The organism is Paraliobacillus quinghaiensis (genome assembly GCF_003426025.1).
Lineage (GTDB): Bacteria > Bacillota > Bacilli > Bacillales > Amphibacillaceae > Paraliobacillus_A > Paraliobacillus_A quinghaiensis.
The window spans coordinates 111,507-136,650 of the sequence record NZ_QJSH01000004.1 but is presented as its reverse complement, the minus strand read 5'-3'; the positions used below and the strand labels follow the sequence as shown (position 1 = coordinate 136,650).

General features: G+C 35.6%; 25 protein-coding genes. 19 read left to right on the top strand and 6 right to left on the bottom strand.

Translation table 11 applies throughout. The annotated features are described in order from the left end of the window. Positions 1–82 precede the first annotated feature (82 nt). The 3 genes from D2K40_RS04355 to D2K40_RS04345 form a co-directional block, all read right to left on the bottom strand. Positions 83–445 carry a YtxH domain-containing protein gene (locus D2K40_RS04355; RefSeq protein WP_117153367.1) on the bottom strand — a complete coding sequence of 121 codons (363 nt, stop codon included), beginning with the start codon at positions 443–445 and terminating at the stop codon, positions 83–85. Between the two features lie 464 nt (positions 446–909). Then, positions 910–1,425, bottom strand: a complete 516-nt coding sequence (locus D2K40_RS04350; protein ID WP_117153365.1) for a tryptophan transporter — start codon at positions 1,423–1,425, stop codon at positions 910–912. A 139-nt stretch (positions 1,426–1,564) separates the two neighbouring features. Then, positions 1,565–1,990, bottom strand: coding sequence for an HIT family protein (locus D2K40_RS04345; RefSeq protein ID WP_117153363.1), 426 nt, complete (start codon positions 1,988–1,990; stop codon positions 1,565–1,567). 482 nt (positions 1,991–2,472) lie between these two features. Here D2K40_RS04345 and D2K40_RS04340 point away from each other — a divergent pair, with 482 nt between their 5' ends. Further along, positions 2,473–3,219, top strand: a complete 747-nt coding sequence (locus tag D2K40_RS04340) for an ABC transporter ATP-binding protein (protein ID WP_117153361.1) — start codon at positions 2,473–2,475, stop codon at positions 3,217–3,219. Then, complete coding sequence (locus tag D2K40_RS04335) at positions 3,212–4,426, top strand: ABC transporter permease (RefSeq protein ID WP_117153359.1); 1,215 nt, start codon at positions 3,212–3,214, stop codon at positions 4,424–4,426. Before D2K40_RS04340 ends, D2K40_RS04335 begins: the two co-directional genes overlap by 8 nt. A gap of 47 nt (positions 4,427–4,473) precedes the next feature. Here D2K40_RS04335 and D2K40_RS04330 read toward each other — a convergent pair whose 3' ends face one another. Next, on the bottom strand, positions 4,474–5,637 hold the full coding sequence (locus D2K40_RS04330) for a M20 family metallopeptidase (protein ID WP_117153356.1): 1,164 nt from the start codon (positions 5,635–5,637) through the stop codon (positions 4,474–4,476). A 93-nt stretch (positions 5,638–5,730) separates the two neighbouring features. Beyond that, entirely contained in the window at positions 5,731–6,174 is a 444-nt protein-coding gene (locus tag D2K40_RS04325; RefSeq protein ID WP_117153526.1) for a ferritin-like domain-containing protein, read from the bottom strand. 177 nt (positions 6,175–6,351) lie between these two features. Here D2K40_RS04325 and D2K40_RS04320 point away from each other — a divergent pair, with 177 nt between their 5' ends. The 4 genes from D2K40_RS04320 to D2K40_RS04305 all read left to right on the top strand — a co-directional run bounded on the left by D2K40_RS04320 (position 6,352) and on the right by D2K40_RS04305 (position 9,634). Further along, entirely contained in the window at positions 6,352–6,990 is a 639-nt protein-coding gene (locus D2K40_RS04320; protein WP_117153355.1) for a phosphatase PAP2 family protein, read from the top strand. A 167-nt stretch (positions 6,991–7,157) separates the two neighbouring features. Next, entirely contained in the window at positions 7,158–7,928 is a 771-nt protein-coding gene (gene liaF / locus D2K40_RS04315) for a cell wall-active antibiotics response protein LiaF (RefSeq protein ID WP_229666617.1), read from the top strand. Between the two features lie 18 nt (positions 7,929–7,946). Continuing rightward, a complete protein-coding gene (locus D2K40_RS04310; protein ID WP_117153353.1) occupies positions 7,947–8,984 on the top strand; it encodes a sensor histidine kinase in 1,038 nt (345 codons plus the stop codon). A 17-nt stretch (positions 8,985–9,001) separates the two neighbouring features. After that, positions 9,002–9,634, top strand: a complete 633-nt coding sequence (locus tag D2K40_RS04305; protein WP_117153350.1) for a response regulator transcription factor — start codon at positions 9,002–9,004, stop codon at positions 9,632–9,634. A gap of 72 nt (positions 9,635–9,706) precedes the next feature. On the opposite strand, the gene D2K40_RS04300 is transcribed toward D2K40_RS04305, so the two are convergent. Continuing rightward, a complete protein-coding gene (locus D2K40_RS04300; RefSeq protein WP_117153348.1) occupies positions 9,707–10,279 on the bottom strand; it encodes an antibiotic biosynthesis monooxygenase in 573 nt (190 codons plus the stop codon). A 184-nt stretch (positions 10,280–10,463) separates the two neighbouring features. On the opposite strand from D2K40_RS04300, the gene D2K40_RS04295 reads away from it, so the two are divergent. The 13 genes from D2K40_RS04295 (at position 10,464) to D2K40_RS04235 (ending at position 25,016) form a co-directional block, all read left to right on the top strand. Continuing rightward, on the top strand, positions 10,464–12,632 hold the full coding sequence (locus D2K40_RS04295; RefSeq protein WP_229666616.1) for a transglycosylase domain-containing protein: 2,169 nt from the start codon (positions 10,464–10,466) through the stop codon (positions 12,630–12,632). Between the two features lie 114 nt (positions 12,633–12,746). Then, a complete protein-coding gene (gene hemE, locus D2K40_RS04290) occupies positions 12,747–13,778 on the top strand; it encodes a uroporphyrinogen decarboxylase (protein ID WP_117153346.1) in 1,032 nt (343 codons plus the stop codon). 14 nt (positions 13,779–13,792) lie between these two features. Further along, positions 13,793–14,737, top strand: coding sequence for a ferrochelatase (gene hemH / locus D2K40_RS04285; protein ID WP_117153344.1), 945 nt, complete (start codon positions 13,793–13,795; stop codon positions 14,735–14,737). After that, a complete protein-coding gene (hemY, locus tag D2K40_RS04280) occupies positions 14,734–16,143 on the top strand; it encodes a protoporphyrinogen oxidase (RefSeq protein WP_117153342.1) in 1,410 nt (469 codons plus the stop codon). The genes hemH and hemY overlap by 4 nt, the downstream gene beginning before the upstream one ends. Positions 16,144–16,815: 672 nt before the next feature. Next, positions 16,816–17,199, top strand: a complete 384-nt coding sequence (locus tag D2K40_RS04275) for a GntR family transcriptional regulator (protein WP_117153340.1) — start codon at positions 16,816–16,818, stop codon at positions 17,197–17,199. Continuing rightward, complete coding sequence (locus D2K40_RS04270; RefSeq protein ID WP_117153338.1) at positions 17,200–18,096, top strand: ATP-binding cassette domain-containing protein; 897 nt, start codon at positions 17,200–17,202, stop codon at positions 18,094–18,096. Next, on the top strand, positions 18,083–18,832 hold the full coding sequence (locus D2K40_RS04265) for a hypothetical protein (protein ID WP_117153336.1): 750 nt from the start codon (positions 18,083–18,085) through the stop codon (positions 18,830–18,832). Before D2K40_RS04270 ends, D2K40_RS04265 begins: the two co-directional genes overlap by 14 nt. Next, complete coding sequence (locus D2K40_RS04260; protein ID WP_117153334.1) at positions 18,832–19,518, top strand: hypothetical protein; 687 nt, start codon at positions 18,832–18,834, stop codon at positions 19,516–19,518. Before D2K40_RS04265 ends, D2K40_RS04260 begins: the two co-directional genes overlap by 1 nt. Positions 19,519–19,620: 102 nt before the next feature. After that, entirely contained in the window at positions 19,621–20,352 is a 732-nt protein-coding gene (locus D2K40_RS04255) for an MBL fold metallo-hydrolase (RefSeq protein ID WP_117153332.1), read from the top strand. 104 nt (positions 20,353–20,456) lie between these two features. Further along, positions 20,457–21,452 (top strand): lipoate--protein ligase, encoded by a 996-nt coding sequence (locus tag D2K40_RS04250; RefSeq protein ID WP_117153330.1) that lies wholly within the window; start codon positions 20,457–20,459, stop codon positions 21,450–21,452. Positions 21,453–21,516: 64 nt separating this feature from the next. Further along, positions 21,517–22,698 carry a M48 family metalloprotease gene (locus D2K40_RS04245; protein ID WP_162879132.1) on the top strand — a complete coding sequence of 394 codons (1,182 nt, stop codon included), beginning with the start codon at positions 21,517–21,519 and terminating at the stop codon, positions 22,696–22,698. Between the two features lie 34 nt (positions 22,699–22,732). Further along, positions 22,733–23,701: a hypothetical protein gene (locus D2K40_RS04240; protein ID WP_117153326.1), complete on the top strand. Its 969-nt coding sequence runs from the start codon at positions 22,733–22,735 to the stop codon at positions 23,699–23,701. Between the two features lie 121 nt (positions 23,702–23,822). Further along, complete coding sequence (locus tag D2K40_RS04235) at positions 23,823–25,016, top strand: RNA-guided endonuclease InsQ/TnpB family protein (protein ID WP_229666615.1); 1,194 nt, start codon at positions 23,823–23,825, stop codon at positions 25,014–25,016. Positions 25,017–25,144: the final 128 nt, after the last annotated feature.

The following is a 25,144-nucleotide window of genomic DNA, read 5'->3' as shown; positions in this document are numbered from 1 at the left end:
TATTACATGGATTATGTAATAGCAGTTCTTTTTAGTTATAGATAATCTTTATAATAAAAAAAACTCGCCGATGGCGAGTTTTTTATGCTCGAGTGCTTGTTTGATCTTCTAATTCTTTAAGTCGTTCTTCAATTTGTGTTAAATATTTTTGAATATTTTTTTGATGTGGTTCAATCGTATTTTTCCAAGTTTCAATTGAATTTTTCACATCGCCAGATAATTCTTTGATTAGGGCTGCACCTTCTTTAGATGTATTTGTAATCTGTTCAGTTAACAGCTTTCCTTCATCTTTAATTCTGTCGAGTGAATGTACGATTTCTTCACCACGTAATTTAACATCATCACGTAACTCTTTACCTGACTTTGGTGTACTAAGTAAGGTGGCAGCTGCACTAACAACGCCTCCAGCTAAAAATCCAAATAATAATGATTTACCGTTTGCCATCGCTTACACTCCTTTCCCTTATATTATACTACTTTCTCTACTTTTATCAGCTTCAAACCTAAAAAAAGATGAATTTTTTTTAATCGACTAATTTTTATTTTTAACTATGACAGAATTTATATAAACTATGCATTAACTATTGTAACGTAAGTTACAAACCCGCTCCGTCAGCAGGTGGTTTTGGTGGGGCGAGTAATCGCAGCCCCAAAGGCTTTCCCTTTCCACGGGCACGGCCTTAGCTAACTTAGTAAAGCAAATGCCTCCGAGTTAGCTGAAGCCGTGCCTGCGGAAAGGGAGTCAATTTCATTTGAGGAGCGGTAACTTACGTTACTTACTAATGCGGATTTTATATCAACTGTGAATTATCATAAAAAGTTTACTAAGAGAGCTTTTGAAAATAAAAGGTCTTTCACAGTATTTTGTGAAAGACCTTTGTAATCCTCATTGAATGAGGGACGTTTATATTATGCTGTTGTTATTTGAGAACGTTTCATTATATTTTGTAAGATTGGATATAGAACAAAAGTTAATGCTGTATTGATCGCGATTGTTGGTAATACGATTGCTAGGAATAAGCCTGTAAATGTTCCTGGCATAAGGCCAACTACGTATATAGCCATAAATAAAAATACACTACCACTAACTGCTGTTCCAATCGCCACTAAGATCGGCGCTGCTATATTTTTATTTAGTTTGTTTGGAATTAGAAACAATAATCCGAAAAAGATAAATGCTGTAATAGGTTTGTCTACTAAGTTAGAAATTTGTCCTCCCGGAGCATTTGTTGTTAATGCTGATATAATCCCAGTCGACATTGCTAATAAGAAGACGTATTGTATTTTTGGAAATAGTAAAATTCCTAAAAACATCATGGTAAGCATAATGTCTGGCTTTACTCCAAAAATAGGTGGTGCAACAATGTGTAAAACAGCACCAATCGAAATAAATAACGACAATAAAATTAATACTTTTGTTTTCATACTATTCTCTCCTCCGCTAAACTAAGCTCAACTATTTTACTTCCATTCGTGCACTGACTGCCGAATGCGAAGTATTTTAATTATTATAACAAATATTCTTCTGATTAAAAAGGTTAAATTTTAAAAAAAGAAGTATTACTTATATATTATTCTGAATTGATTCGGCGATGTTTTTAAGGTCTTCTTGGCTGTAGGCATCACCATTTGTTTTCCATACAGGTTTAAAACCATCTCCTTCACCATAACGTGGAATTAAATGTATGTGCAAATGGAAAACGGATTGGCCAGCTGCCTCACCTGTATTGCTAAGTATATTAATACCCAGTGGCTCATAGGTCTTTTTAATAGCATTTGCTACTTTAGGAACGCGTGCAAACAATGCACTTGCTGTTTCCTCAGAAGTTTCATAAATATCTTTAGCGTGCGTTTTCGGGATAATTAATGTATGCCCTTTTGTTACTTGGCTTAGATCTAGAAAAGCATAAACATCATCATCTTCATAAACTTTTGCGGAAGGAATCTCTCCTTGCGTTATTTTACAAAAAATACAATTTTCTTCTGTCATAATACATATCAACTCCTATAGTAATTTGCCCTTATTTTATCATTGTCAATAGAGGAAAAGCAAAACAGACAAAAAACAAGTGGGTATATCTGTTACAATTAAGTCTTGTAAAGACTCTCTTGTTTCCAGATAACCCACTTGCTGAAGGAGAAGGATACCAATTCGTTTGTTAAACAACTATTGTTTAAACAATCAGGGGAATGATTCAAACGATTTTGCTAGTAATTAGTCAACGCCAACACCTCATTTTAAGTTGTTGTGTTTAACCTTTCTTTCGAAAGGGGTTAGTTACAAGCGTAGTATATCTTTCACCGACACCTCATTTCGTGGAAAACCACTTGATAAGTTGCTGTAAAAGCTATTTCCTAACTCCTTCAATAACTAGTATGAACCGGATTTTAAAAAATATACAATAAAATTTTGGCTTTATGGAAAGAAGATGGTAAAATTTGATTAAGAACGCTCGTAAGGAGGATGTATTTGTGAAATCACTGTTACATATAGAGGATTTAGAGGGCGGTTACACCCATAAAAATGTATTACACGGGATATCATTTGATGTTTATCCAAATGAAATCGTCGGTTTAATCGGATTAAATGGTGCTGGGAAAAGTACGACAATCAAACACATAATAGGCTTAATGCACCCTAAAAAAGGACAGATCGAAATAAATGGCAGTACTTTTAAGGATGCAGCTGAAACCTATCGACAGCAATTTACCTATATACCTGAAATGCCGTTATTGTATGATGAGTTGACGTTGTATGAACATTTACGTCTAACGGCAATGGCATACAATATTGACCAGGAAACATTTGAAAAGCGTTTAGATCCATTACTAGATGCTTTTCGTTTAAAGAAACAATTGAAGTGGTTTCCAATTCATTTTTCTAAGGGTATGAAGCAAAAAGTGATGATTATGTGTGCATTTCTAGTTGAACCACCTTTATATATAGTTGATGAACCTTTTGTTGGGCTAGATCCTTTAGCGATTCAATCTTATCTAGAATTAATGGATCAACAAAAGAAAAATGGTGCTGGTATCCTAATGTCAACGCATATCCTTGCTACTGCAGAACGTTATTGTGACCGATTTGTTATTATACATGAAGGCAAGATCAAAGCGTATGGAACATTGGATGATTTACGTAGAGAATTTTCTATGCCAAAGGCAACTTTAGATGATTTATATATACAACTAACAAAGGAAGCAGATCATCATGTTTAATGCCCACCAATTATTCATGCAACGTTTTCGAGAGTATGTAAAAGAAACAAGTCGATATTTACAATATATTTTTAATGGGCACACAGCAATTGCACTGTTTTTCTTAATAGCAGCAGCAGCTTATTATTATCAGCAAGTCTTAGCAGAGCTACCAAAAGATTTTCCTTCTGCTTGGGTGATAGCAGTATTTTTTGCTTTTGTTTTAACCTATAGTCCTATACACACATTATTAAAAGAAGCTGATCTTGTTTTTGTCTTACCTGCTGAGCATCGAATGGGTCCATATTTTCGTAATGCATTGGTGTATAGTTACATTTTTCAACTATACCTTGTAATCCTTGTGGTAGCAGCGTTGTCGCCTTTGTATTTCGCAAGTTATCCTTCTAGTACAGGCAATACATATTTACTATTTGTAATTGTCCTTTTACTATTAAAAGTGTGGAATTTATTAGCGAGTTGGTGGATGTTAAAGGTTAGAGATAAAGTTAGTCGCTCAATTGATCATTTGGTCCGATTTGCACTTCAGGTAGTTTTATTTTATTTCTTTATTGATGGAGCACACTTTTTTGCTGCTATAACAACGGTGCTACTGTTTCTCATGTTTACTTATAACTTCCATATTTCAACTAAACAAAATGTTCTTGCATGGGACTTGTTAGTGGAGAAGGATCGCACTAGAATGCGGAGTTTCTATAGATTAGCCAATATGTTTACAGATGTTCCCCATTTGAAATCAACAGTCAAAAAAAGACATTGGCTTGTTTCTCTCACCACAAGTTTTGTTCCTTTTGCCAAAGTGGGTACGTTTAATTATTTGTATCGAATTACGACAATCAGAAGTGGTGAATACTTAGGAATGTACTTACGGCTATTTGTTATAGGAGCATTGGCGATTTATTATGTACCAAACCAATGGATGGCACTAGTATTTGGTGTTTTATTTATTTATTTAACTGGAATACAGTTAATGGCGATGTGGCACCATCATAAAACTATTTTATGGTTAGATTTATATCCTGTTTCTAAAGCGCTACGCATGCATTCCTTTACTGGATGGATCCAACGCTTATTAAGTTTGCAAACTCTAGGGTTCGCACTCGTTTTTCTTCTTTTATCCAATTACAATGGAATGATTATGATGTTGATTAGTGGGGGAGCTGTAGTGTTATTATTTGTACAAGGGTATATGAAACGAAAATTAACCTAACAGATAAAAAAGCCAATGTTCAAATTTTTGAACATTGGCTTTTCTGCTTATTGATATTTTTTTATTAATTCTATGAATGTTTTGGCAGCTACTAGCATAGCACGTTCGTCAAAATCAAATTTTGGGTGATGGTGTGCTTGAAAGTTCCCTTCCGCTTGTGCACCTGTAAAAAAGAATGCACCTGGTTTTTCTAATAAATAGTACGAAAAATCCTCTCCAGTCATACTAGGCTCAATTAATTCAGCGGTTGTGACCTCTTTTACCTGTTTTGCTGCCTCAATTACTGCATGTGCTTCTTGTTCATGATTTACTACTGGTGGATATCCTTTGTCATATTCAAAAGAGTAGGAAGCACCATAGCTTTGACATGTTCCTTCAATGATCGTTTCCATTTCATCAATAATAAATCTTTGCAAATCTTTATCAAAAATACGTGCTGTACCAGTAATTGTTGCTGTATCCGCAATAATGTTAAACGTGTTTCCGGCATGAAATGTACCGAGTGTTAGTACAGCTGTATGCAATGGATTTATTCTTCTACTAATAATTTGTTGTAAGTTTACAATTAACTGTGAACCAATTACAATGGCGTCTTTTGTCTGGTGTGGCATTGCACCATGCCCACCTTTTCCTTGGACTGTTATGGAAAAACGATCTGCGCCAGCCATGAACTCCTTTGGTGCTGTTTGAACAATACCATATGGTGTGTTTGTCCACAAATGCGTTCCAAATACTAAATCGACATCATCTAAAACACCAGCATCAACCATTGGTTTAGCTCCACCTGGTGCAAGCTCTTCTGCATGCTGATGGATAAACACAATAGTGCCAGCTAAATCAGCTTGGTATGCTTTTAATACTTTTGCTACAGTTAGAAGAATTGTTGTATGTCCGTCATGTCCACAAGCATGCATGACACCTTGACAAGTTGATTTATAGGCAACTTCTTTTTCATCTTGAATTGGAAGTGCATCAAAATCTGCTCTAAGAGCGATTGTTTTACCCGGTTTAGCTCCAACTAAACGCGCAACAACACCATTTCCTCCAACTTTTGTCTCGTAGGGAATCCCTAATTTTTGATATGTATCGGCAATAAATTGTGCCGTTTTTTCTTCTTGAAAAGACAACTCTGGATACTGATGTAAATATCTTCTAATCTCTATCATGTTGTTATATTCTTGATCAAGCATATCGGATATCTTTGACCACATAGATAAAACCTCCCCGAAATTGTCTTAATAGTATAACATAATTTAATGACTTCAATTAAAAAAAGACCTTCATATGAAGGCCTTCTTTTAAGACTATTTTGAGAATGCTGCATCATTTAAGAGGCGCATTGCTTCTTCTTTGTGTCCAGTTTCATCTGCAATCATGTCATCTAGTTTAACCGAAAGTTCTGTTAAGCCGAGTTTTTCAGCTTGTTCTTTTCTTTTTTGATAACGGACAATTGTATCTTCCTCCGCTTTTAATGTGTCTTCTAACATATCTTTTGGATTGCTAAGTTGCTTGACATTAGCAGGTGTTGTAGTTGGTGTACCACCGAGAATTTTAATTTTGTTAGATAAGTACAATGCGTGTCCCATTTCATCTTCAATTTCATCTTCAAAAAAAGGTTTTAGCATAGGACGATATAATCCTTCAATTACTGATGCATTATACGTATACATAATCGAAGCTGCATATTCATTAGCTAAGTCTTCATTTAACCCATTAATTAGTTCTTCCAATTCACTGCTGTTCTTCATCTGTCTTACATTCTCTGCCATTATAGTACATCCTTTCTTGTTTAAATAATTAATATGCTTTAGAGATACAATTCCCATTCCAATTTTTTTTAAACATAAGATTGCTAATCGGTATAATAATGTTATAAAAGTGAAGGATAGGGAATATTTTTATAAATAAAGTTCTGGGGTGAGTTTGTGAAATGGTATCCATATAATAATTTAGTAATTATAATGTCAGCTATCTTTATAGCAGTTCTGCTTACAGTACGTGTCATAACAACAGACATGCCAGTATTAGATGAATGGTCATCGCCATTTGTTGATACGTTACAAGGAACTACTTTATTTGTTGTGTTTAGGTGGATTACAGAATTAGGGTCTGGAACGTTTATTGCGCCATTCCTTGTTGTTTTTGCAGTTACTTACTATTATTTTAGTAAAAATCTTATCGCTAGTATTATGATCCCGTTGGGTGCATTACTTGGTTACCGGGCAAATCATTGGATTAAAATTTTAATAGAAAGAGAACGACCTAGTCTATTGCCCGAAGCTGAAGGTGTAGGGTTTAGTTTTCCATCTGGTCATGCGATGGGTGCAATGATTGCATATGGTTTAGTCATTCACTTTTTAACTGTTTATTTAAAAAATGACAATACAAAATTAACACTTCAAATAGTCGGAGTAGTGCTGATAGTATTGATCGGAATGAGCCGCTATGTGATTCGAGTACACTACTTAACAGATGTAGTGGCAGGCTTTGCATTCGGATTCTTATTTTTAGCAACCTGGATCGGCTTCTATAACAGAATTAATAACTATGTATCAAATAAATAAATGTCTCCGCCTTAGGACTGAGATAAAACCATGCTGTCGTTCGTTATTGAACGACAGCTTTTTTTGTATAATATAAATATAGTTAGTAGTAAATAGACTTTGCTACACTATACTTAATGGAAATACATTTACTTTAAATTAAAATATTAAATAGATGGGGATGAAAAATGATGAAAAATAGTTTTTTGCGAAATATAGTGGCGCTGAGTATCATTTTATTAGGGGTAGCTTTGGTATTGACTAATATTGGCTTGGTTTCATTGGAATTTGCAGAAGCATGGTATTATATCTATCCAACATTTTTTGTTTTGTTAGGCATGAAATGGTGTTGGGATGGTTTTCGGGGACAAGGAGGTTTTACTTCAGGATCCTTTCTAGTTATTTTTGGCTCTCTATTATTAATGGATCGTTTTGATAAAATTGATTTTACGTTTTGGGACGTCTATAAGCTATGGCCATTATTAATTATTTATGTAGGGTTTACTATTTTTGGCACGTCAAATAAAAAGAAGAAAAAGTTTCAGGTATTATTTGATTCAGACGATTATAAAGAAAGTGAATCGATGTACGGTAAAAACCAAAAGTTTATGATAGGTGATCACAAATTTAATACACCAAACTGGAAAGTTGAACCAATGGGAATTTGGAATGCAGTAGGCGATTACCACATTGATTTTACAAAAGCATTTATCCCAGACAAAGAAATTCCAATTCGCATTCACGGTTGGGCTGGAGATATTCAAATATTAATGCCTGAGAATATTGAGTTTGCAGTTGAAGCTGAAGTGAAAGCAGGCGATATTATTGTATTTGAACAAACATCTGAAGGAATTCAACGTAACCTTTCCTATGAGACACCTGGTTACTCGGAAGCAACTCGAAAATTAACATTGAATTTAAAGCTAAAAGCAGGTTCGATTCGAATCGATAAAGTGTAGGAGAGAGGAGGAACTTTTTTGTTACAACGATTAAATTCAATTCGTTATACGTATATCCGATCTCATTTATATGCGCTATTTTTAACAATGCTTACCTTGTTAGCAATTTTGCTTTCGATTCATGTCTTGTTTGAGCCTGGATGGCTTAATAAGGTAAGTATATTTGTTTTTATTTTTGCATATCTTGTAGTTGGCTTTATTTTTTCTATATATATAGGTTTTAAATCAAGCGGTGATATGAAAACCCGCATGGATTATTTATCTGTTCTTATTGCCCAATTAGCTCGAGGAAATTACACTTCACGTGTTTACGATAATGGAGACGATGAAATTGCTCGCATTGGTGAGGAATTAAACGAGTTAGGTGAAAAAATGCAAGGACAGGTAAAATCACTCCAACGCTTGGCTGATGAGAAGGCAGAGTTCGCAAAAACTGCTCATAAAGCGGCGACTATTGAAGAAAGACAACGATTAGCACGTGATCTACATGACGCAGTTAGTCAACAATTATTCGCCTTAACGATGATGTCACAAGCAACGTTAAAGATAGTTGAAAAAAATCCAGATAAAGCAAAAGCACAAATTAAAGAAATTGCGGAAACAGCTTTACAAGCCCAAACAGAAATGCGAGCGTTATTATTACATTTACGTCCTGTTCATTTGTCAGGTGATACGTTGCCAGTTGGGATTAGTCAGTTGGTCACAGAACTTGAACAGAAGTGCCCACTTGCGTTTCATTTACATATAGATGATATTGTACGGTTATCTGAAACAACGGAAGAACACTTATTTCGAGTGGTGCAGGAAGCCTTATCAAATACATTACGGCATGCTGAGGCAAATGAGGTAACGATTGAAATTAGACAATACAAAAATGAAGTATTTTTACATATTGCGGATGATGGAAAAGGGTTTGATTTATCTGGTGATAACCAGAAAAAAGCTTCGTATGGGTTAAAAACAATGAAGGAACGTTGTGAAGAAATTGGCGGAACATTTGTGATACGTTCCAAACAAAACGAGGGAACACATATAGACATTCGGATTCCGATTTAATGGGGAGGTTTTATGAGATGGTAAGAGTAGTGGTAATAGATGATCATGATATTGTTCGTAAAGGAATTATTGCTTATTTGCAAACAGAAGATGATTTAGAGATAGTTGGGCAAGCTTCTAGTGGCAATGAAGGGATAAAAGTCGTATTAGAACAGAAGCCGGATGTTGTTTTAATGGATCTGATTATGGAAAATGGCAATGGTATTGATGCAACAAAAGCTATAATGAAACAACTAACAACTTGTAAAGTAATTATATTAACAAGCTATTATGATGATGAACAAGTTTTCCCTGCACTAGAAGCTGGAGCATTTAGTTACATGCTTAAAACCTCTTCTGCTGAAGAGATTGCTTCAGCTATTTATAAAGCCTATGAAGGAAATACTGTCATTGAACCGAAAGTTGCGAATAAAATGATGACTAGTTTTCGAGTGCAACAAGATAAGCCACATCAACAATTAACGGATAGGGAACTGGAAGTCTTAATGTGTATTGGAGAGGGGTTAACCAATCAGGAAATTGGTGACAAATTGTTTATTGGTATTAAAACTGTTAAAACACATGTAAGTAATATATTAAGTAAACTAGATGTTCATGATCGCACCCAAGCAGCAATCTACGCCCATCGAAATGGCTTAATTCGTAAATAATAATTTAAAGAGTAAAAGTCGTAGAAGAATCAGGATCTTCTGCGACTTTTCTTTTATAGAATTGGATGGATGTTATATGTCATCGTTATTTTCTTCTTCATCTAGTTCTGTTTGGTTTTGTTCTTCTATTCTTTCTTGATAAACTTCATCCCAATCAACCATTGTATATTTGGTTGAGAAAGGTTTTCCTGCGCGATATTTTGGTTTCTTTTTTTTCTTCTTTTTCTTTCCAAAAGTGTTTTTTAACATATCAGCTTTAAACCAGGATTGATAACGTGCTTCATTCTCCCACTGGATAAAAACGACATACGTATTACCTCTTAATGGTCGTAATACACGTAAAGCATAAACGCCTGGTTGTGCTTTAATTTTATCAGCTTGGTCTTGATATTCCGACTCAAAGATGGGTTTTCCATCATCCGAAACGGGTATGTGTTGCATTACCACGTATCCTTTTAATTGAAGTGTGCCTTTCGTTACAAAGATTTCGTATCCGCGAGGTTCATCAAAAACTGGTGGACCATTGTCCTCGTAATAAGCAACTGCTGCTGTTTGATTACGCATGAAATAAAGATTAATTTCTGGATGGTTTTCAGCTATTTTTTCCAAGTGATCTAATGTTCCGTTGGTCATGTAAGCTTTCAACGTGATCGCTCCTAAACACCTTTATTTTAATCCTAACAAGTTCGTTTTCATTTGTATATGTTCCTTAGGTAGGGGGGATAGATATTTCTTTATCAATTTCTTATTCTAGCGTATAATAGTGCGTTGATAGAATCGATTTGTCGAAATTTGTTTTTTCGACACACATCTGTGAGGTGAAGATTACGTGAAATATATATCAAAATTTCAACAAATGAAAGGCTATCCTTTCTTTAAATGGATTAGCTTAACGGCTGGAATGATTGCTTTATTAGGAATAATTGGTTTTCTATTTATTATATACGGTGGCAGGCTGATTGTAGACGAAAAAGATTTAATTTTACCCGCAACAACGATAGTTGAGACAGAAGAGGGTACATTAGTTAGTAGAATATATCAGGAAAATAGAGAACTGGTATCAATTAGTCAAGTTCCTGAACATGTGCAAAATGCTTTTATAGCAGTAGAAGATGTCCGGTTTTTCGGGCATGCAGGCGTGGATTTTCAATCAGTAATGCGTGCCGTTTATCGTGATATTGTTGCTCTTGATAAAGTCGAAGGTGCAAGTACGATTACACAACAATTAGCAAAGAATTTATTTTTAGATAATGATAAGACATGGATGCGCAAAACGAAAGAAGTAATGGCCTCCATTTATTTGGAACGTCATTTCACTAAAAGTGAGATTTTAGAACTATACATGAATGAAGTTTATTTTGCACATGGAAACTATGGAGTGAACACAGCGGCAAAATATTTTTTTGAAAAACCTGTAGAAGATCTAACCGTTGCAGAGGGTGCAATGCTTGCTGGGTTAGTAAAAGCACCTAACACTTATTCACCATATATTGATTCTGATCGCGCAAAGACACGACGTGATATTGTTTTGTCACAAATGGAAAAAGCAGGTATGCTAGAAACAGAAGAGATGTTAACACTACAAGGGAGAACGTTAGGGGTTGTCGAACAGAAGACAGAAGAAAAGCCTTGGTTAGATGATTATCTTGATATTGTTATTCGAGAAGCGAAAGACACGTATCAACTTACCATTGCTGAATTAAAGCGCGGTGGGTACCGAATTACGGTTAATCTTAATGAAACAGCACAAAAAATTGCGTATCAAGAATTACAAAAAGATACGTACTTTAAAGGTTCCGAACCTAATGTAGAATCGGCATTTGTATTGATGGAACAACAAACAGGTCAGTTAGAAGCGGTAATTGGTGGACGAGATTTTCAGATAGGTGATTATCAACGGGCTATGGTAAAAAGACAACCTGGTTCTGTCATGAAGCCATTAGCGGTTTATGGTCCGGCGATGATGGTTGACTATCGTCCATATAGCTTATTAGAAGATCGCAAGCAAGAATATGATGGTTACACTGCGACCAATTACGATAATGTTTACAGTGAAGAAGTAAGCATGTATGAGGCAATACAATATTCAAAAAATGCACCAGCTGTTTGGTTATTAGATCAAATTGGGATCCCTTATAGTAAAGATTATTTAAAAAAGATGCAGTTAGGCATTGAAGATCAAGGTCTGGCAATTGCATTAGGAGGGTTAGAAACAGGTATCAGTCCAATACAAGTAGCACAAGGCTATCGCACATTTATTCATGAAGGAGAATGGATAAAGGCACACTCGATTGCTTCTATTCAAGACCGAAATGGCGAAGTGATCGGTGAAGCAGATCCTGATGTAACAACAGTATTTTCTAAACAAGTAGCATGGAATATGTTACGTATGTTAGAGAGTGTGGTTGATCATGGTACAGCCAAGTCAGGAGTATACAAAAAAGCGTTAGCTGGTAAAACTGGTTCAACACAACATCCACATGTTGCCGGTCAAGTGAAGGATGCATGGTTTGCCGGGATAACTCCTGACTATGTGACAACCATGTGGATGGGTTATGATCAAAGTGACGAGGCGCATTATCTAACAGAGGGAAGTTCTGCACCAACAAAAGCTACAAAAGCAATATTAGAAAGTTTGGATCAACAACAAACGCTATCAAGTACTTTTTCTAAACCAGCGAGTGTTGAAGATGTAGAGGAACCAATAGTATTGCCAGGGATTACTGATTTAGAAGCTAGTTATAAATTTGGTGGTTTCTCCCTTATTCGTGGTGAATTAAACTGGACTCCATCAAATGATCAACGTGTTATTTACCATATATATGAATCAACCAGTACAGGAGCTAATAAAATTGGTGAAGTTAAAGGAAAAGGAAGTTTTACATTAGATAATGTCTCTTTATTTCAACCTTCAACGTATTATATTGTTCCATATAATAGCTTAACAAAACAAGAAGGAGAACCGTCAAATCAAATTACTTTATCATTTGTACGGTAATGCGCTATAATTACAAGTGTTATTTATTTGTAATGATTATAATTAAAAGTTTAACAACGCAAAGTAAAGTTTATTTAGAAAAAAGAATGATTGTCATGTAGAGGTGAAGCTGTAGTGAAAAAAAAGAATGAAACAATTTTACAAGCATTTAGAGGTGAGAAAACAGATTATACGCCAGTATGGTTTATGCGTCAGGCTGGGAGATCACAACCGGAATACCGTAAGTTAAAAGAAAAGTATTCATTATTTGAGATTACCCATCAACCAGAGTTATGCGCATATGTAACACGTTTACCAGTGGAACAGTATGGTGTTGATGCAGCAATCTTATATAAGGATATTATGACACCATTACCGGCTATTGGGGTTGATGTGGAAATTAAAACAGGGATTGGCCCGGTGATTGATCAACCAATTGAAACGAAATCTGATGTGGAGAAATTAGGAACAATTGACCCTGAGTCTGATGTTCCGTATGTAATGGACACGATCCGATTACTGACAAAAGAACAGTTAGATGTTCCGTTAATCGGTTTTAGTGGTGCACCATTTACATTGGCAAGTTACATGATTGAAGGTGGCCCTTCTAAGAATTATCACCGAACAAAAGCTATGATGTATAGAGATCCTGCTACCTGGTTTGCGTTAATGGAAAGGCTTGCTGATACAACAATCACGTATGTTAAAGCACAAATTAAAGCTGGTGCACAAGCAATTCAAATTTTTGATTCGTGGGTAGGCGCACTATCTGTTCCAGATTATCGCTATTATATTAAACCAATAATGGAGCGAATATTTACTGAATTGAAAGATGAGAATGTACCACTTATATTGTTCGGAGTTGGCGCAAGTCATTTAATTATGGAATGGAACGATCTGCCTGTTGATGTGATTGGAATCGATTGGCGCATCTCAATTAAGGAAGCAAGAGATCTTGGAATTACCAAGCCACTGCAAGGTAACTTGGATCCAGCAATCTTGTTATCTGACTGGAAAACAATCGAAGAGCGAACGAAAGCAATCATTGATCAAGGGAGAGATTTACCTGCTCATATATTCAATTTAGGTCATGGCGTTACTCCTGAAATTGATCCAGCTATATTGAAAAAAGTAACAGAACTAGTTCATCACTATTCAAAACAGTAGAAAGGATGTTTCAAATGGCAAAGAAAAAAGTAGGATTACTTGTAATGGCATATGGTACACCTTACAAAGAGGAAGATATTGAAAGGTATTATACGGACATTAGACATGGACGCAAACCAAGCCCTGAAGCCCTGCAAGATTTAACGGATCGCTATCGTGCAATTGGTGGTATTTCCCCACTTGCTAAAAGAACGGAACAACAAAAAGAGGCGATTGCTAAGCAAGCGAATAAAATGCAAAATGAAGTAGAATTTGTTCCTTATCTAGGGCTAAAACATATTGAACCTTCTATTGAAGATGCTGTAAAACAAATGGCTGACGATGGGATTGAAGAGGCAGTTTCACTTGTATTAGCACCACATTACTCTACTTTTAGTGTAAAAGCATATAATGGTCGCGCACAAGCAGAAGCTGAAAAACAAGGGAAACCTGTTATTTCATCTGTTGAGAGCTGGTATGATGAACCCGGTTTTATCGATTACTGGAAGAAAGCGATCTTAGGTGAATACGACAAAATGTCACCAGAAGAAAAAGAAAAAGCAGTACTTATCGTATCTGCACATAGTTTACCAGAAAAGATTTTAAAAGATGGCGATCCATATCCAGAGCAATTAAATACAACGGCAAAAATGATTTCAGAAGCAACAGGTATTAAAAACTACGAAATCGGTTGGCAAAGTGAAGGAAATACACCTGATCCTTGGTTAGGACCTGATGTGCAAGATCTAACAAGAGATCTATACAAGGAAAAAGGCTATCGTACATTTGTCTATGCCCCAGTTGGCTTCATTGTAGACCACTTGGAAGTACGTTATGACAATGACTATGAGTGTAAAGTAGTTTGTGATGAATTAGGAGCAAGTTATTATCGCCCACCAATGCCAAATATCGCACCTGAGTTTATTGAAACATTGGCTGACGTTGTATTGAAAAAATATCAAAGTGCTGAAATGGTATGAGTGAAGGTAAGAAAAACATTGCAATTGTAGGCGGAGGTATTACCGGTTTATCTGCTGCTTATTATTTGCAAAAAGAAATTAAAGCAAAACAACTACCCTATAAAATTGATTTGATTGATGCTAGTGATAAGCTAGGTGGAAAGATTGATACAATGAAACAAGACGGTTTTACCATTGAACGAGGTCCAGATTCTTTTTTGATCCGCAAAGAATCTGCTGCACGAGTAGCACGTGAAGTTGGTTTAGCTGACGATCTTGTTAAGAATGGAACAGGTAAAGCGTATGTACTTGTTGGTGATCAGTTACACGAAATGCCAAAGGGATCTTTTATGGGTATCCCAACGCAATTATCTCCTTTTTTATTTTCCAACATGTTTTCATTAAAAGGCAAAATTCGTTTGCTATCTGATTTCGTTTTACCGAAAAGTGAACCTGTAGCTGATCAATCTGTAGGCGAGTTTTTCCGTAAACGTTTTGGAAATGAATTACTGGAGAATTTAATTGAACCTTTACTGTCTGGAATATACGCTGGTAACATTGATGACCTAAGTTTAATGGCTACTTTCCCTCAATTTTATCAGATGGAACAAAAGCATCGCAGTTTAATTAAAGGATCACGTGAAGTACTGCCTAAGAAAGTTAGAACAGGGAAGAAAACAAGTAAATTTTATTCATTAAAAGATGGATTGCAGTCACTTGTTGATGCGATTGAATCTCACTTAGATCCGAGTATTGTATCAATACATAAGGAAACTGCAGTTGATCATATCGAGAAGAAGATAGATCATTATCATGTGTTACTCGACAGTGGTGATGTTAAAAAAGTTGATAGCATGATTCTGACAATAGCTTTTCCAGTAGTCAAGCGAGTCTTAAGTCAATATGATTTTTGGAATGTGTTTGGTGAAACGAAAGCGACGTCTGTTGCCAATGTTGCGTTTGGATTTGATGCCTCAGCGATTCCAACTGATTTAGACGGGACTGGTTTTGTTGTATCGCGTAATAGCGACTATCGTATTACTGCGTGTACATGGACGCATAAAAAATGGCCCAATACGACACCTGAAGGAAAGGCAATGCTTCGTTGTTATGTAGGACGTCCTGGAGATGAAGCGGTTGTGGATTTAACGGATGAGGAAATTGCAGCTATTGCTTTAAAGGATTTGAAGAAGGTTATGGGCGTTACAACAAAGCCTGATTTTCATGTTGTCACACGTTGGAAAGATTCTATGCCACAATATACAGTCGGACATCTTGAACGACTTAGCAAGCTCAGAAATGAAATAGATAAAGCCTTACCAGGTACTTTTATAGCAGGGAATAATTATCAAGGTATTGGTATCCCAGATTGCATTGATCAAGGGGAAAAAGCTGGCGAAAATGTGTTAGATTTTTTAAGTGAATAAATGCAAAGGAAACTCTCTTTTCTAATTAGGAAAGGGAGTTTTTTTATGGTGATAGTTATTAATGAATAATTTAGATAAACTGCGCATTAAGAACCTAAATCGTTTAGTCAATATTTAGTAACGGAAGCTACCGCTCCTCAAATGAAATTGACTCCCTTTCCGCAGGCACGGCTTCAGCTAACTCGGATAAGCAAAATTCGCTTTCCGAGTGGATCTTCAGCTCGCGCTGTTCCTGCAGGAGTGTCGTCAATTTCATTTGATCCGCTAGAGAGTCTAAAAATATATAATGCATTACAGCCTAATTTAGCAGCAGAAAAACTTATTGATTAAAACACAATTAGTTCTTCTAACTAGCAGAGGAAGCAAATGGATGACACTCCTGTGGGAACAGCTCAAGTAGAAGATCCACTTTGTAAAGTGTTCTTCTTTACCAAGTTAGCTGAGACTGAGCCCACGGAAAGGGAATCCATTTGGTGACGCAGCGGGTAATTAACTCAGGTTACTAGTTATTGCGGATTTTATATCAAGTTCGTATCTTGAAGGGTAATGTTAGTTGTGAAAAGCACTTTATTTTACTGTTATTTTCCAAATTAGTATTGCAAGGTGGATTATAATGGTATATAGTACATTACATCAGTAATGTACTAATTTTCGTGAAAGGAGGGGTGCGGGGTGATTTCATTAGATAGTTCCAAACCGATTTATGTTCAGATTGCTGAATGGTTAGAAACAGAGATTTTGCGTGACCGCCTTAAAAAAGATGAAAAAGTTTACTCTCAATATCAGCTTGCAGAGATGTTTACAATTAACCCCGCTACTGCTGCTAAGGGATTAACCATTTTAGTGAATGAAGAAATTTTGTACAAAAAAAGAGGACTTGGCATGTTTGTTACCAAAGAAGCGAAAAAAATTATTCAAAATAAGCGCAAAACAAATTTGCTAGAAGAAAAAGTAATCGACTTAGTTAACGAAGCAAACTATTTAGAAATTAACGAGCAGTCATTAATTGATATGATCAAAAAAGCTAATGAAGAGATTAGAAAGGAGAGTAAATAAATGCAGATTGTAAAGGCAGATGGGCTTGAGAAAAAGTTTGGAAGCAAGAAGGTTATTGAGCAGATGTCTTTTGAAATCAAAGAAGAAACCATTACTGGAATAATTGGTCGAAATGGTGCTGGAAAAACGACCTTATTAAAGATGATTGCAGGTTTTTGGAGACCTTCAGCTGGAGAACTACTTGTTTTTAATGAAGAGCCATTTGATTCATTAATGGCATCCGCCAATACAATTTATATCGACGATCAATTGTATTATCCCGATACATTAAACTTGAAACAAATTTTACAACAAAATGCTCAATTCTATCCAAATTGGAATATGGATTTAGCTGATCGATTATTCAATTATTTTGGGTTTGAAGCGAATCAAAGGCATTATCAATTATCTAAAGGGAAAAGAAGTACGTTTAATATGATAATTGGGTTAGCAGCAAGATGTCCTTTAACATTATTTGATGAGCCAACGACTGGGATGGATGAAGCGGTACGAAAGGATTTCTACCAGGCACTGTTGCATGATTATATTGCTTTTCCTCGAACAATCCTTTTGTCGAGTCACTTATTACAAGAAATAGAACCACTTTTAGAAGAGGTTTTATTAATTAAAGATGGAAAAGTCCTAATGCACGAATCGGTTGATACACTTAAAGATTATGCATTTGGTTTACATGGTGATAGAGATACGATCACATCTTGGTGTGCGAATAAATCTATCATTTATCAAAAGGCATATAGTTCAGAAGGGATATATGTGGTTGTGCAAAATGATTTTACTGAAAGGGAATTTGCTCAATTACAAGCAGATGGTATTAAACTATTACCTGTTTCTTTGAATGATCTTTGTATTTATTTGACTAATCCGAAAAATGGGGGGATTGTAGATGTCCTTAGCTAATCTCAAGAAGAGTGAAATACTACAGATACTTTTTCTGTTTAAACTGAAATCTTATTCAGCGTTGTTCACATCACTTATTTTAGTGCAAATCCTTGCAATGTTATTTTCGTTAAGTGGGCCGATCAGCAGTGGTAGCTTTGGTTTTAGTGGTCCCATACATGTAAATATAGGCTATTATACGGGTGATATTATTGTGGGATTTACACTTGTTTGGGGATTTGTTGCTGGATTATTACTGACTACGAAAAAATACTATATGGTAGATTTTTTATTTGTAACAACGCGTAAAATGAGTCAGGTTGCAAACTTATTATTCTTAGTGGCGATCAGTATTATTGGAACGTTAACAGCTCAATTGGCAGGGGGGTTCATTCAATCAGTTAATGTATTTTTTAATGATGTTAAACTTGTAACTAATCCACTAATCATTTCTGAGCTATTATTAAGTATAGGTTCTCTATTTTTTTATTTACTTTTTATGACAATAATTGGCTATTTCATAGGTATGTGTGTGCAATTGCATAAGGTCTTTATTATAGTATTACCAGCGATTTTTGTCGGGACAATTGTGCAAGCGGTCAGATTAGGAGACGGCTACAATTTCATAACAAAGTCCTATTATTTTATTATACAAGAATCCATATTTGTATTATTCAGTTTAAAAATCTTTGTTCTTATAACTATCTTATTTGTGACAGCATTTTTAATCGGAAAACGTATGGAGGTGCAACAATAATGATATTAGTTTTGCCCCTTGTACTTCTATTCATTGTGTTAATTGTACAATTACCTAATCATCGTTTATTTAATCGAATGCACACATATAAACTGTTAGTTGGCTATGTGGTAGTTCTGTTATTAGGTGTAGTGGTATGTACCTTTCTAACAGTTGGTGAGGGTTCTGATTTAGAATTAATGAGTGAACAGGAGTTAACAGATAAACTAGCGATAAATGATAAAATATATCCTTTGTTAGAAAAGGGGAAATGGCAGGAAGCTTCTGAATTTGCTCATCTTTTTGACCAAACAACATTCCCACTTTTTGATGATCAATTAACTATTTCAGCTTTGAAAGAAGACAGGTATATGAATGGGCCTATTTTTGTTGAAAAAACTGATGAATTAATTGATTCGATCGAGGTATTACAATATAAAGGGTACACCAGCTTTTTAAGAATAGATATTTCATCATTAATGGATTTATATCAGGTTAAGTTAGTTGATCAAAATCTCTATGTGGAACCATCGAAAGGTGAAGAAACAATCGATATTGCTCTAAAAAACCATCCCTTTACTGCTTATCAATTCACTGGCAGCAACAACTTAAATAGCGGCTTATCAATTATCGGACTTGAATATATCTATGTCAGAGTACCAGAAAATACGGATGTAACAGGTGACGTTATTGAAGTAAACAAATAATATTATAGGATAGATACAAAAAGCTAGCTCCCAAAACGGAAGGCTAGCTTTTGTGTTAAACTGACTACATAAATTAAACTTGTCTTATTATGAGGTGATTAGATGAAAGTAACAGTGATTGGTTTTTGGGGTGCTTATCCTGAAGAAGGGGCTGCGACTTCTAGTTATTTGCTGGAGAAAGATGATGTTACTGTATTAATTGATTGTGGTAGTGGAGCTTTAGCGCAATTACCAAAGTATACGAATGCAATGGATTTAGATGCGGTTATTTTATCCCATTATCACAATGATCATATTGCGGATATTGGCGTGTTGCAATACAATTGGCTTGTTCAAAATCAAATACATAAAACAAACAAAATTTTACCGATTTACGGTCATACCGCTGATCAAGCAGGGTTTGAAAAACTAACGCATCACTATACTGCTGGTATTGGGTATGATCCTGAAAAAGTATTACAAATTGGACCGTTTTCAATCACATTTATTAAAACAGAGCATCCTGTGCATTGCTATGGGATGCGCATAACAGATGGGGAGAAGGTAGTTGTATATACTGCTGATACGAGTTTTATGCAAGAATTAATTCCGTTTAGTCATAAAGCCGATTTGCTGATTACAGATTGCAGTTTTTATGCTGGACAAGATGGGTCGAGTGCAGGGCATATGAACAGTATCGATTGTGGAATACTTGCAGAAGAGGCAGATGTGGGCAGGCTGCTATTGAGTCACTATCCACATTTTGGTGATCGAACGGAATTAGTAAAAGAAGCAAAGCAAACATTCACTGGAAATATTGAGTTGGCCAAATCTGGATACATTTGGGAAGGGTAAAGTCTTATAAATTGCCTTTCAAGTCTGAATATTTTAGACTAGTATATGGAAAACATTAAATAGGAAGTTCAAACACGCACTTATAGTAAAAAGGAGGACATACTATGAAGTTTATAGATAACGAAGGTGTAACAGATCCACATATTAATTTAGCGATTGAGGAATATGTATTAAATAATTTTGGTGAAGAAGATACATATTTATTATTCTACATTAATCAACCGTCCATTATTATTGGGAAAAACCAAAATACAATTGAAGAAATCAATACCAAATATGTTGATGAGCAGGGGATCAATGTTGTTCGTCGTCTTTCTGGTGGTGGTGCTGTATACCATGATCAAGGAAATTTAAACTTTAGTTTCATAACCAAAGATGATGGGGACAGTTTTCATAACTTTGCAAAATTTACCCAACCAGTTGTTGATGCATTACAGAAGCTGGGTGTTCCAGCAGAATTGAGTGGACGAAATGATCTGCATGCCGATGGGAAGAAAATTTCCGGTAATGCACAATTCACCACACGCGGTAGAATGTTTAGTCATGGTACATTAATGTATGATTCAGAAATTGAACATGTCGTTTCAGCATTAAATGTGAATGCAGAAAAGATTAAATCAAAAGGAATCAAATCAATCAGAAGTCGTGTAGCGAATATTTCTGACTTCATGGAAGAAAAATTGCCTATGGAGCAGTTTAAAGAGTTTATTCTAAAATATATCTTCGATGTAGAAGATGTTGCAGATGTGCCACGTTACAAGCTTACAGAACAAGATTGGAAGAATATCCATCTACTTTCTGAAGAGCGCTATCAGCAGTGGGAATGGAATTATGGAAAATCTCCTAAATTTGATATTCAAAAATCACATAAATTTGATTCAGGATTAGTTGATGTTCGTATGGATGTATCCAAAGGTGTTATAAAAGACTGTAAAATATATGGTGATTTCTTTGGTATTGGTGATGTTAATGTGGTAGCAGATGCATTAGTTGGAGTACGCTATCAACGACAAGCATTAGAAGAAGCACTAAAAGATATTGACGTACCGCATTATTTAGGAAAAATAACAAAAGAACAATTAATCGATTTGATATATTAATTTTAAACTGCCCTTATTTTTCGATAAGGGTAGTTTTCTATATTGAATGAAATGGAGTGCGAACATGAAGAAAATACTGCTTTCCTATTTTATTTACACAGTTATTGTATTCGGTTATTTTCTATATTTCTATCCGCTAGAATCTTTTAGTGATACCAAGTATGCAGCAATTGCGCATGCAATTTTCTTTAGCAAACTTCCGCTTGTCTTTATTCTTTTATATGCTGTGATCACAAAACAGTGGATAAAGAAGTGGCAAACAATCTTTCAGTGGCGGAATCGATTAATTGAAACGAGTATGATTGGATTGTTTCTACTGTTACTATATCGATTGATCCAATTACCATTCGTTCTTTTTTGGTTTTACGTTACCCATGCTGTTGGAGTAAGTCATCAATCTTTATTGGATTGGTTTTGGGAATTAGGTTTAGATCTTTTGCTACTATGGTTAGCTTTAACAGCTCTTTTGTTAGTCTTTCAATTATTAGTAAAAAAAACAGAACGTTTCTGGCCGTTGTTTCTGTGGTTGGTCACCATACCTGTAGCTGTATTTGTAATCTACGTTCAGCCAGTTTGGATTGATCCACTATATGAAGATTTCACGCCATTACCAGAAGGAGACTTGCGTACGTCAATTGAAGCACTAACAGCTGAGGCTGGATTAGAAGATGCCACACTATTACAGGTTGATATGAGTGAAAAGGTAACAACATTTAATGCCTATGTGACAGGTATTTTTGGAAATGCACGTATTGTCTTATGGGATACAACGTTAGAGGGCATGAATCAGTCTGAGATATTATTTATTTTAGCTCATGAAATCGGTCACTATGTGATGCACCACGTATACTGGGGAGTTACAGGTTATCTTGTATTTGCACTCGTTTTACTAGTTCTGATTGCACGTGTTTACCATGCTATTATGCGCAAAAAGTTTCCACATACACGGCTTTATGATGTGCGCGCGATTCCAGTTCTTCTTTTTATTACCATGCTTTTCTTAACTGTACTTGAACCAATTTCTTTATATGTGTCTCGGGAAATGGAAAAACAGGCAGATGCCTATGCGATAGAACATACAGAAGAACTAGAACCAGCTATTGAGGGTTCAATACGAATGGCGGTTCAATCTAAAAGTGATATTGATCCCGTCTTTTGGGTGAAGTGGATGCGTTATAGCCATCCACCAATGCAAGATCGGATTGAATCAATTAAAAATGCGATTGAAGAACGTGAAACCAAATGAATAATAGGATCGTAGACAATATAGAGGTGATATGATGCGTGTAGAACATAGTCAATTAATCAAAGCTAAGGAAAATATTCGATCCTTAGAAAAACTTGAACGGGAGTTAGTGAAGATAGATCAAGAACATAACGAGCTGGAGCTTAAGGAAAAACGGTATCATAAAAAGTTAATGGAAGAGAAAGTCGATGTTGAACGATTAGAAGGTATTAGTGTTACGGGAATATTCACAACGCTTATCGGCAAAAAACAAGAAAAATTAACAAAAGAAAAACGTGAAGTAGCAGAAGCGCAATTAAAATACCAAGAAGCAAAACAATCAAAAGCTGAAACCCGTCAAGAATTGGAAGAAATAAAAGAAAAAATGCAAGCGCTTGGAAATCCAAAAGAAACATATGAACATTTGCTTAAACAAAAACAACAAGAAATAGTAGCTGAAACAAGTGAAACTGGTGTAAAGTTGTTGGAATTAGATGATACGATCGCAGATTTGAAATCGAATAAAAAGGAAATGGAAGAAGCGTTTGTAGCAGGTCAACAAGCAAAGCATGCATTATCTGAAGCGTTAACCTCCTTAGATAAAGCAAAAAATTGGGGAACAGTTGACATGTTTGGTGGTGGTTTTATCACAACGACGATTAAACATGGAAAAATTGATGATGCTAGCCGAGAGGTTCACCAAGCGCAATCCCTATTAAGAAAATTCAGTAGGGAATTAGATGATATTGGACAGCAATTTAACGCTGACTTATCCATTTCTGGTGGGTTAACATTTATGGATTACTTTTTTGATGGGATTATTTCTGATTGGCTTGTTCAAGATGAGATTAACCATTCAATAGAAAAAGTAGAAAATATCTATCAGCAGACAAATGACACGTTAGTTAAACTTGAAAAATTAATTGAGGAAACATATAACACACTTAAGTTAATGAATGAGAGATGGGAAAGACTTATTTTAACGATCTTAGGCGAGAATTCCTCCACCTCCTACGGAGTGTAAGGTGGGGGATGAATCGCTCTTTTTTATTTCTTTTCCGATTAGAAAAAGATGAATATTGGAGAAAATTAGATAGTTTGTTATAATTTATTAAGAACATATATTCTTGTTCTAGGAGGTGAAAATGATGATCCGAGCGCATAAAACAAAGTTTTTTGCTACGAAATATAATATAGATCGATTATTCGAATGCAATCGAATCTCTGGAGATATTTGGAATGATGTACTAGAAATCGCAAAATTTTATTATGTATCGCACGGAAAATGGGTTAACAAAACACAGTTGCAGGCGGAAACCAAAGGAAATTATCCGATCCATTCTCAATCGATACAAGCAGTATGCCATAAGTATCTCTTCTCTCGAGATGCTGCAAAGAAAGCTCGAGACAAAGGGTTCAAAGATACCAAATATCCTTATAAGAAGAAAAAACACTTCAACACAAAATGGGTGGACCTTGGCTACAAAATCTATGAAAATGGAAAAATTGAATTAAGTCTAGGCCGCGGAAGAAAACCTATTATAGTATGGGTTAAACCTGATAACCTTCCCGAAGGGAAGATCAAAGAGATTGAGCTCTCTTATGATAACGGTCTCTTGCTAAGTATGTCTTATGACGATGGAAAAGAAGAAAAAGAAAACACTAACACCAATCGCGTCGCGATTGATCCAGGAGAGATCCACTCCATTTCTGCTTTCGCAGAAAATGGGCAAGCAACCATTATTACGGGGCGAAAGGTTCGTTCCATTAAGCGACTGCGCAATAAGAAGTTGGGTGAACTTCAAAAGAAGATGTCCAAATGCAAAAAAGGCTCGAAGAAATGGAAAAAATACAATCGAGTAAAGCGCTACATCCTATTAAAGTCCGGAAGACAACTGAAAGATGCACTGCATAAAACCACACGCCAATTCGTGGAATGGTGTAAAGAAAACGAGATCAAAGAGGTCGCTATCGGTGATGTTGAAGGTGTTCAACGAAATACATCAAAGCGAAAGAAAAATAAAAAGAAACGCAGAAGTCGTAAGACAAACCAAAAAACTGCTCAATGGCATTTTGGTCAAATCTACAAATATCTAGAATATAAATTGCATGCCGAAGGCATGTCTATTAACAAACAGGAAGAATCCTACACATCGCAAACGTGTCCCGTTTGCGGGAAGAAAAAGAAAGTTTCTTCTAGAAATTATAAATGTAAATGTGGTTATGAATGTCACCGAGATATTCATGGGGCTCGGAATATCCTTTCGAAGTATATCTATAAAGATATTCGAGACCTTAAAATCGATATCGAAAACATAACGTATCTACGTATTGCTTAACGCAAGAAGTAGTAGATGGTCTGTCACGACCCTCGCACCTACGGTGCGTGTTGCTTGTTGTACCCTTTTGCGTATTCTTCCGCACCAATGTGCATGTAGATTTGAGCAAACCTCGAACTACTTAGAAG

What these genes read in the sequence shown, in the direction of transcription:
- D2K40_RS04355 (WP_117153367.1), bottom strand. Translation starts at nt 445, where the DNA reads ATGGCAAACGGTAAATCATTATTATTTGGATTTTTAGCTGGAGGCGTT.
- D2K40_RS04350 (WP_117153365.1), bottom strand. Translation starts at nt 1,425, where the DNA reads ATGAAAACAAAAGTATTAATTTTATTGTCGTTATTTATTTCGATTGGT.
- D2K40_RS04345 (WP_117153363.1), bottom strand. Translation starts at nt 1,990, where the DNA reads ATGACAGAAGAAAATTGTATTTTTTGTAAAATAACGCAAGGAGAGATT.
- D2K40_RS04335 (WP_117153359.1), top strand. Translation starts at nt 3,212, where the DNA reads ATGTTTAATGCCCACCAATTATTCATGCAACGTTTTCGAGAGTATGTA.
- D2K40_RS04330 (WP_117153356.1), bottom strand. Translation starts at nt 5,637, where the DNA reads ATGTGGTCAAAGATATCCGATATGCTTGATCAAGAATATAACAACATG.
- D2K40_RS04325 (WP_117153526.1), bottom strand. Translation starts at nt 6,174, where the DNA reads ATGAAGAACAGCAGTGAATTGGAAGAACTAATTAATGGGTTAAATGAA.
- liaF (WP_229666617.1), top strand. Translation starts at nt 7,158, where the DNA reads ATGATGAAAAATAGTTTTTTGCGAAATATAGTGGCGCTGAGTATCATT.
- D2K40_RS04305 (WP_117153350.1), top strand. Translation starts at nt 9,002, where the DNA reads ATGGTAAGAGTAGTGGTAATAGATGATCATGATATTGTTCGTAAAGGA.
- hemH (WP_117153344.1), top strand. Translation starts at nt 13,793, where the DNA reads ATGGCAAAGAAAAAAGTAGGATTACTTGTAATGGCATATGGTACACCT.
- hemY (WP_117153342.1), top strand. Translation starts at nt 14,734, where the DNA reads ATGAGTGAAGGTAAGAAAAACATTGCAATTGTAGGCGGAGGTATTACC.
- D2K40_RS04270 (WP_117153338.1), top strand. Translation starts at nt 17,200, where the DNA reads ATGCAGATTGTAAAGGCAGATGGGCTTGAGAAAAAGTTTGGAAGCAAG.
- D2K40_RS04265 (WP_117153336.1), top strand. Translation starts at nt 18,083, where the DNA reads ATGTCCTTAGCTAATCTCAAGAAGAGTGAAATACTACAGATACTTTTT.
- D2K40_RS04260 (WP_117153334.1), top strand. Translation starts at nt 18,832, where the DNA reads ATGATATTAGTTTTGCCCCTTGTACTTCTATTCATTGTGTTAATTGTA.
- D2K40_RS04255 (WP_117153332.1), top strand. Translation starts at nt 19,621, where the DNA reads ATGAAAGTAACAGTGATTGGTTTTTGGGGTGCTTATCCTGAAGAAGGG.
- D2K40_RS04250 (WP_117153330.1), top strand. Translation starts at nt 20,457, where the DNA reads ATGAAGTTTATAGATAACGAAGGTGTAACAGATCCACATATTAATTTA.
- D2K40_RS04245 (WP_162879132.1), top strand. Translation starts at nt 21,517, where the DNA reads ATGAAGAAAATACTGCTTTCCTATTTTATTTACACAGTTATTGTATTC.
- D2K40_RS04240 (WP_117153326.1), top strand. Translation starts at nt 22,733, where the DNA reads ATGCGTGTAGAACATAGTCAATTAATCAAAGCTAAGGAAAATATTCGA.
- D2K40_RS04235 (WP_229666615.1), top strand. Translation starts at nt 23,823, where the DNA reads ATGATGATCCGAGCGCATAAAACAAAGTTTTTTGCTACGAAATATAAT.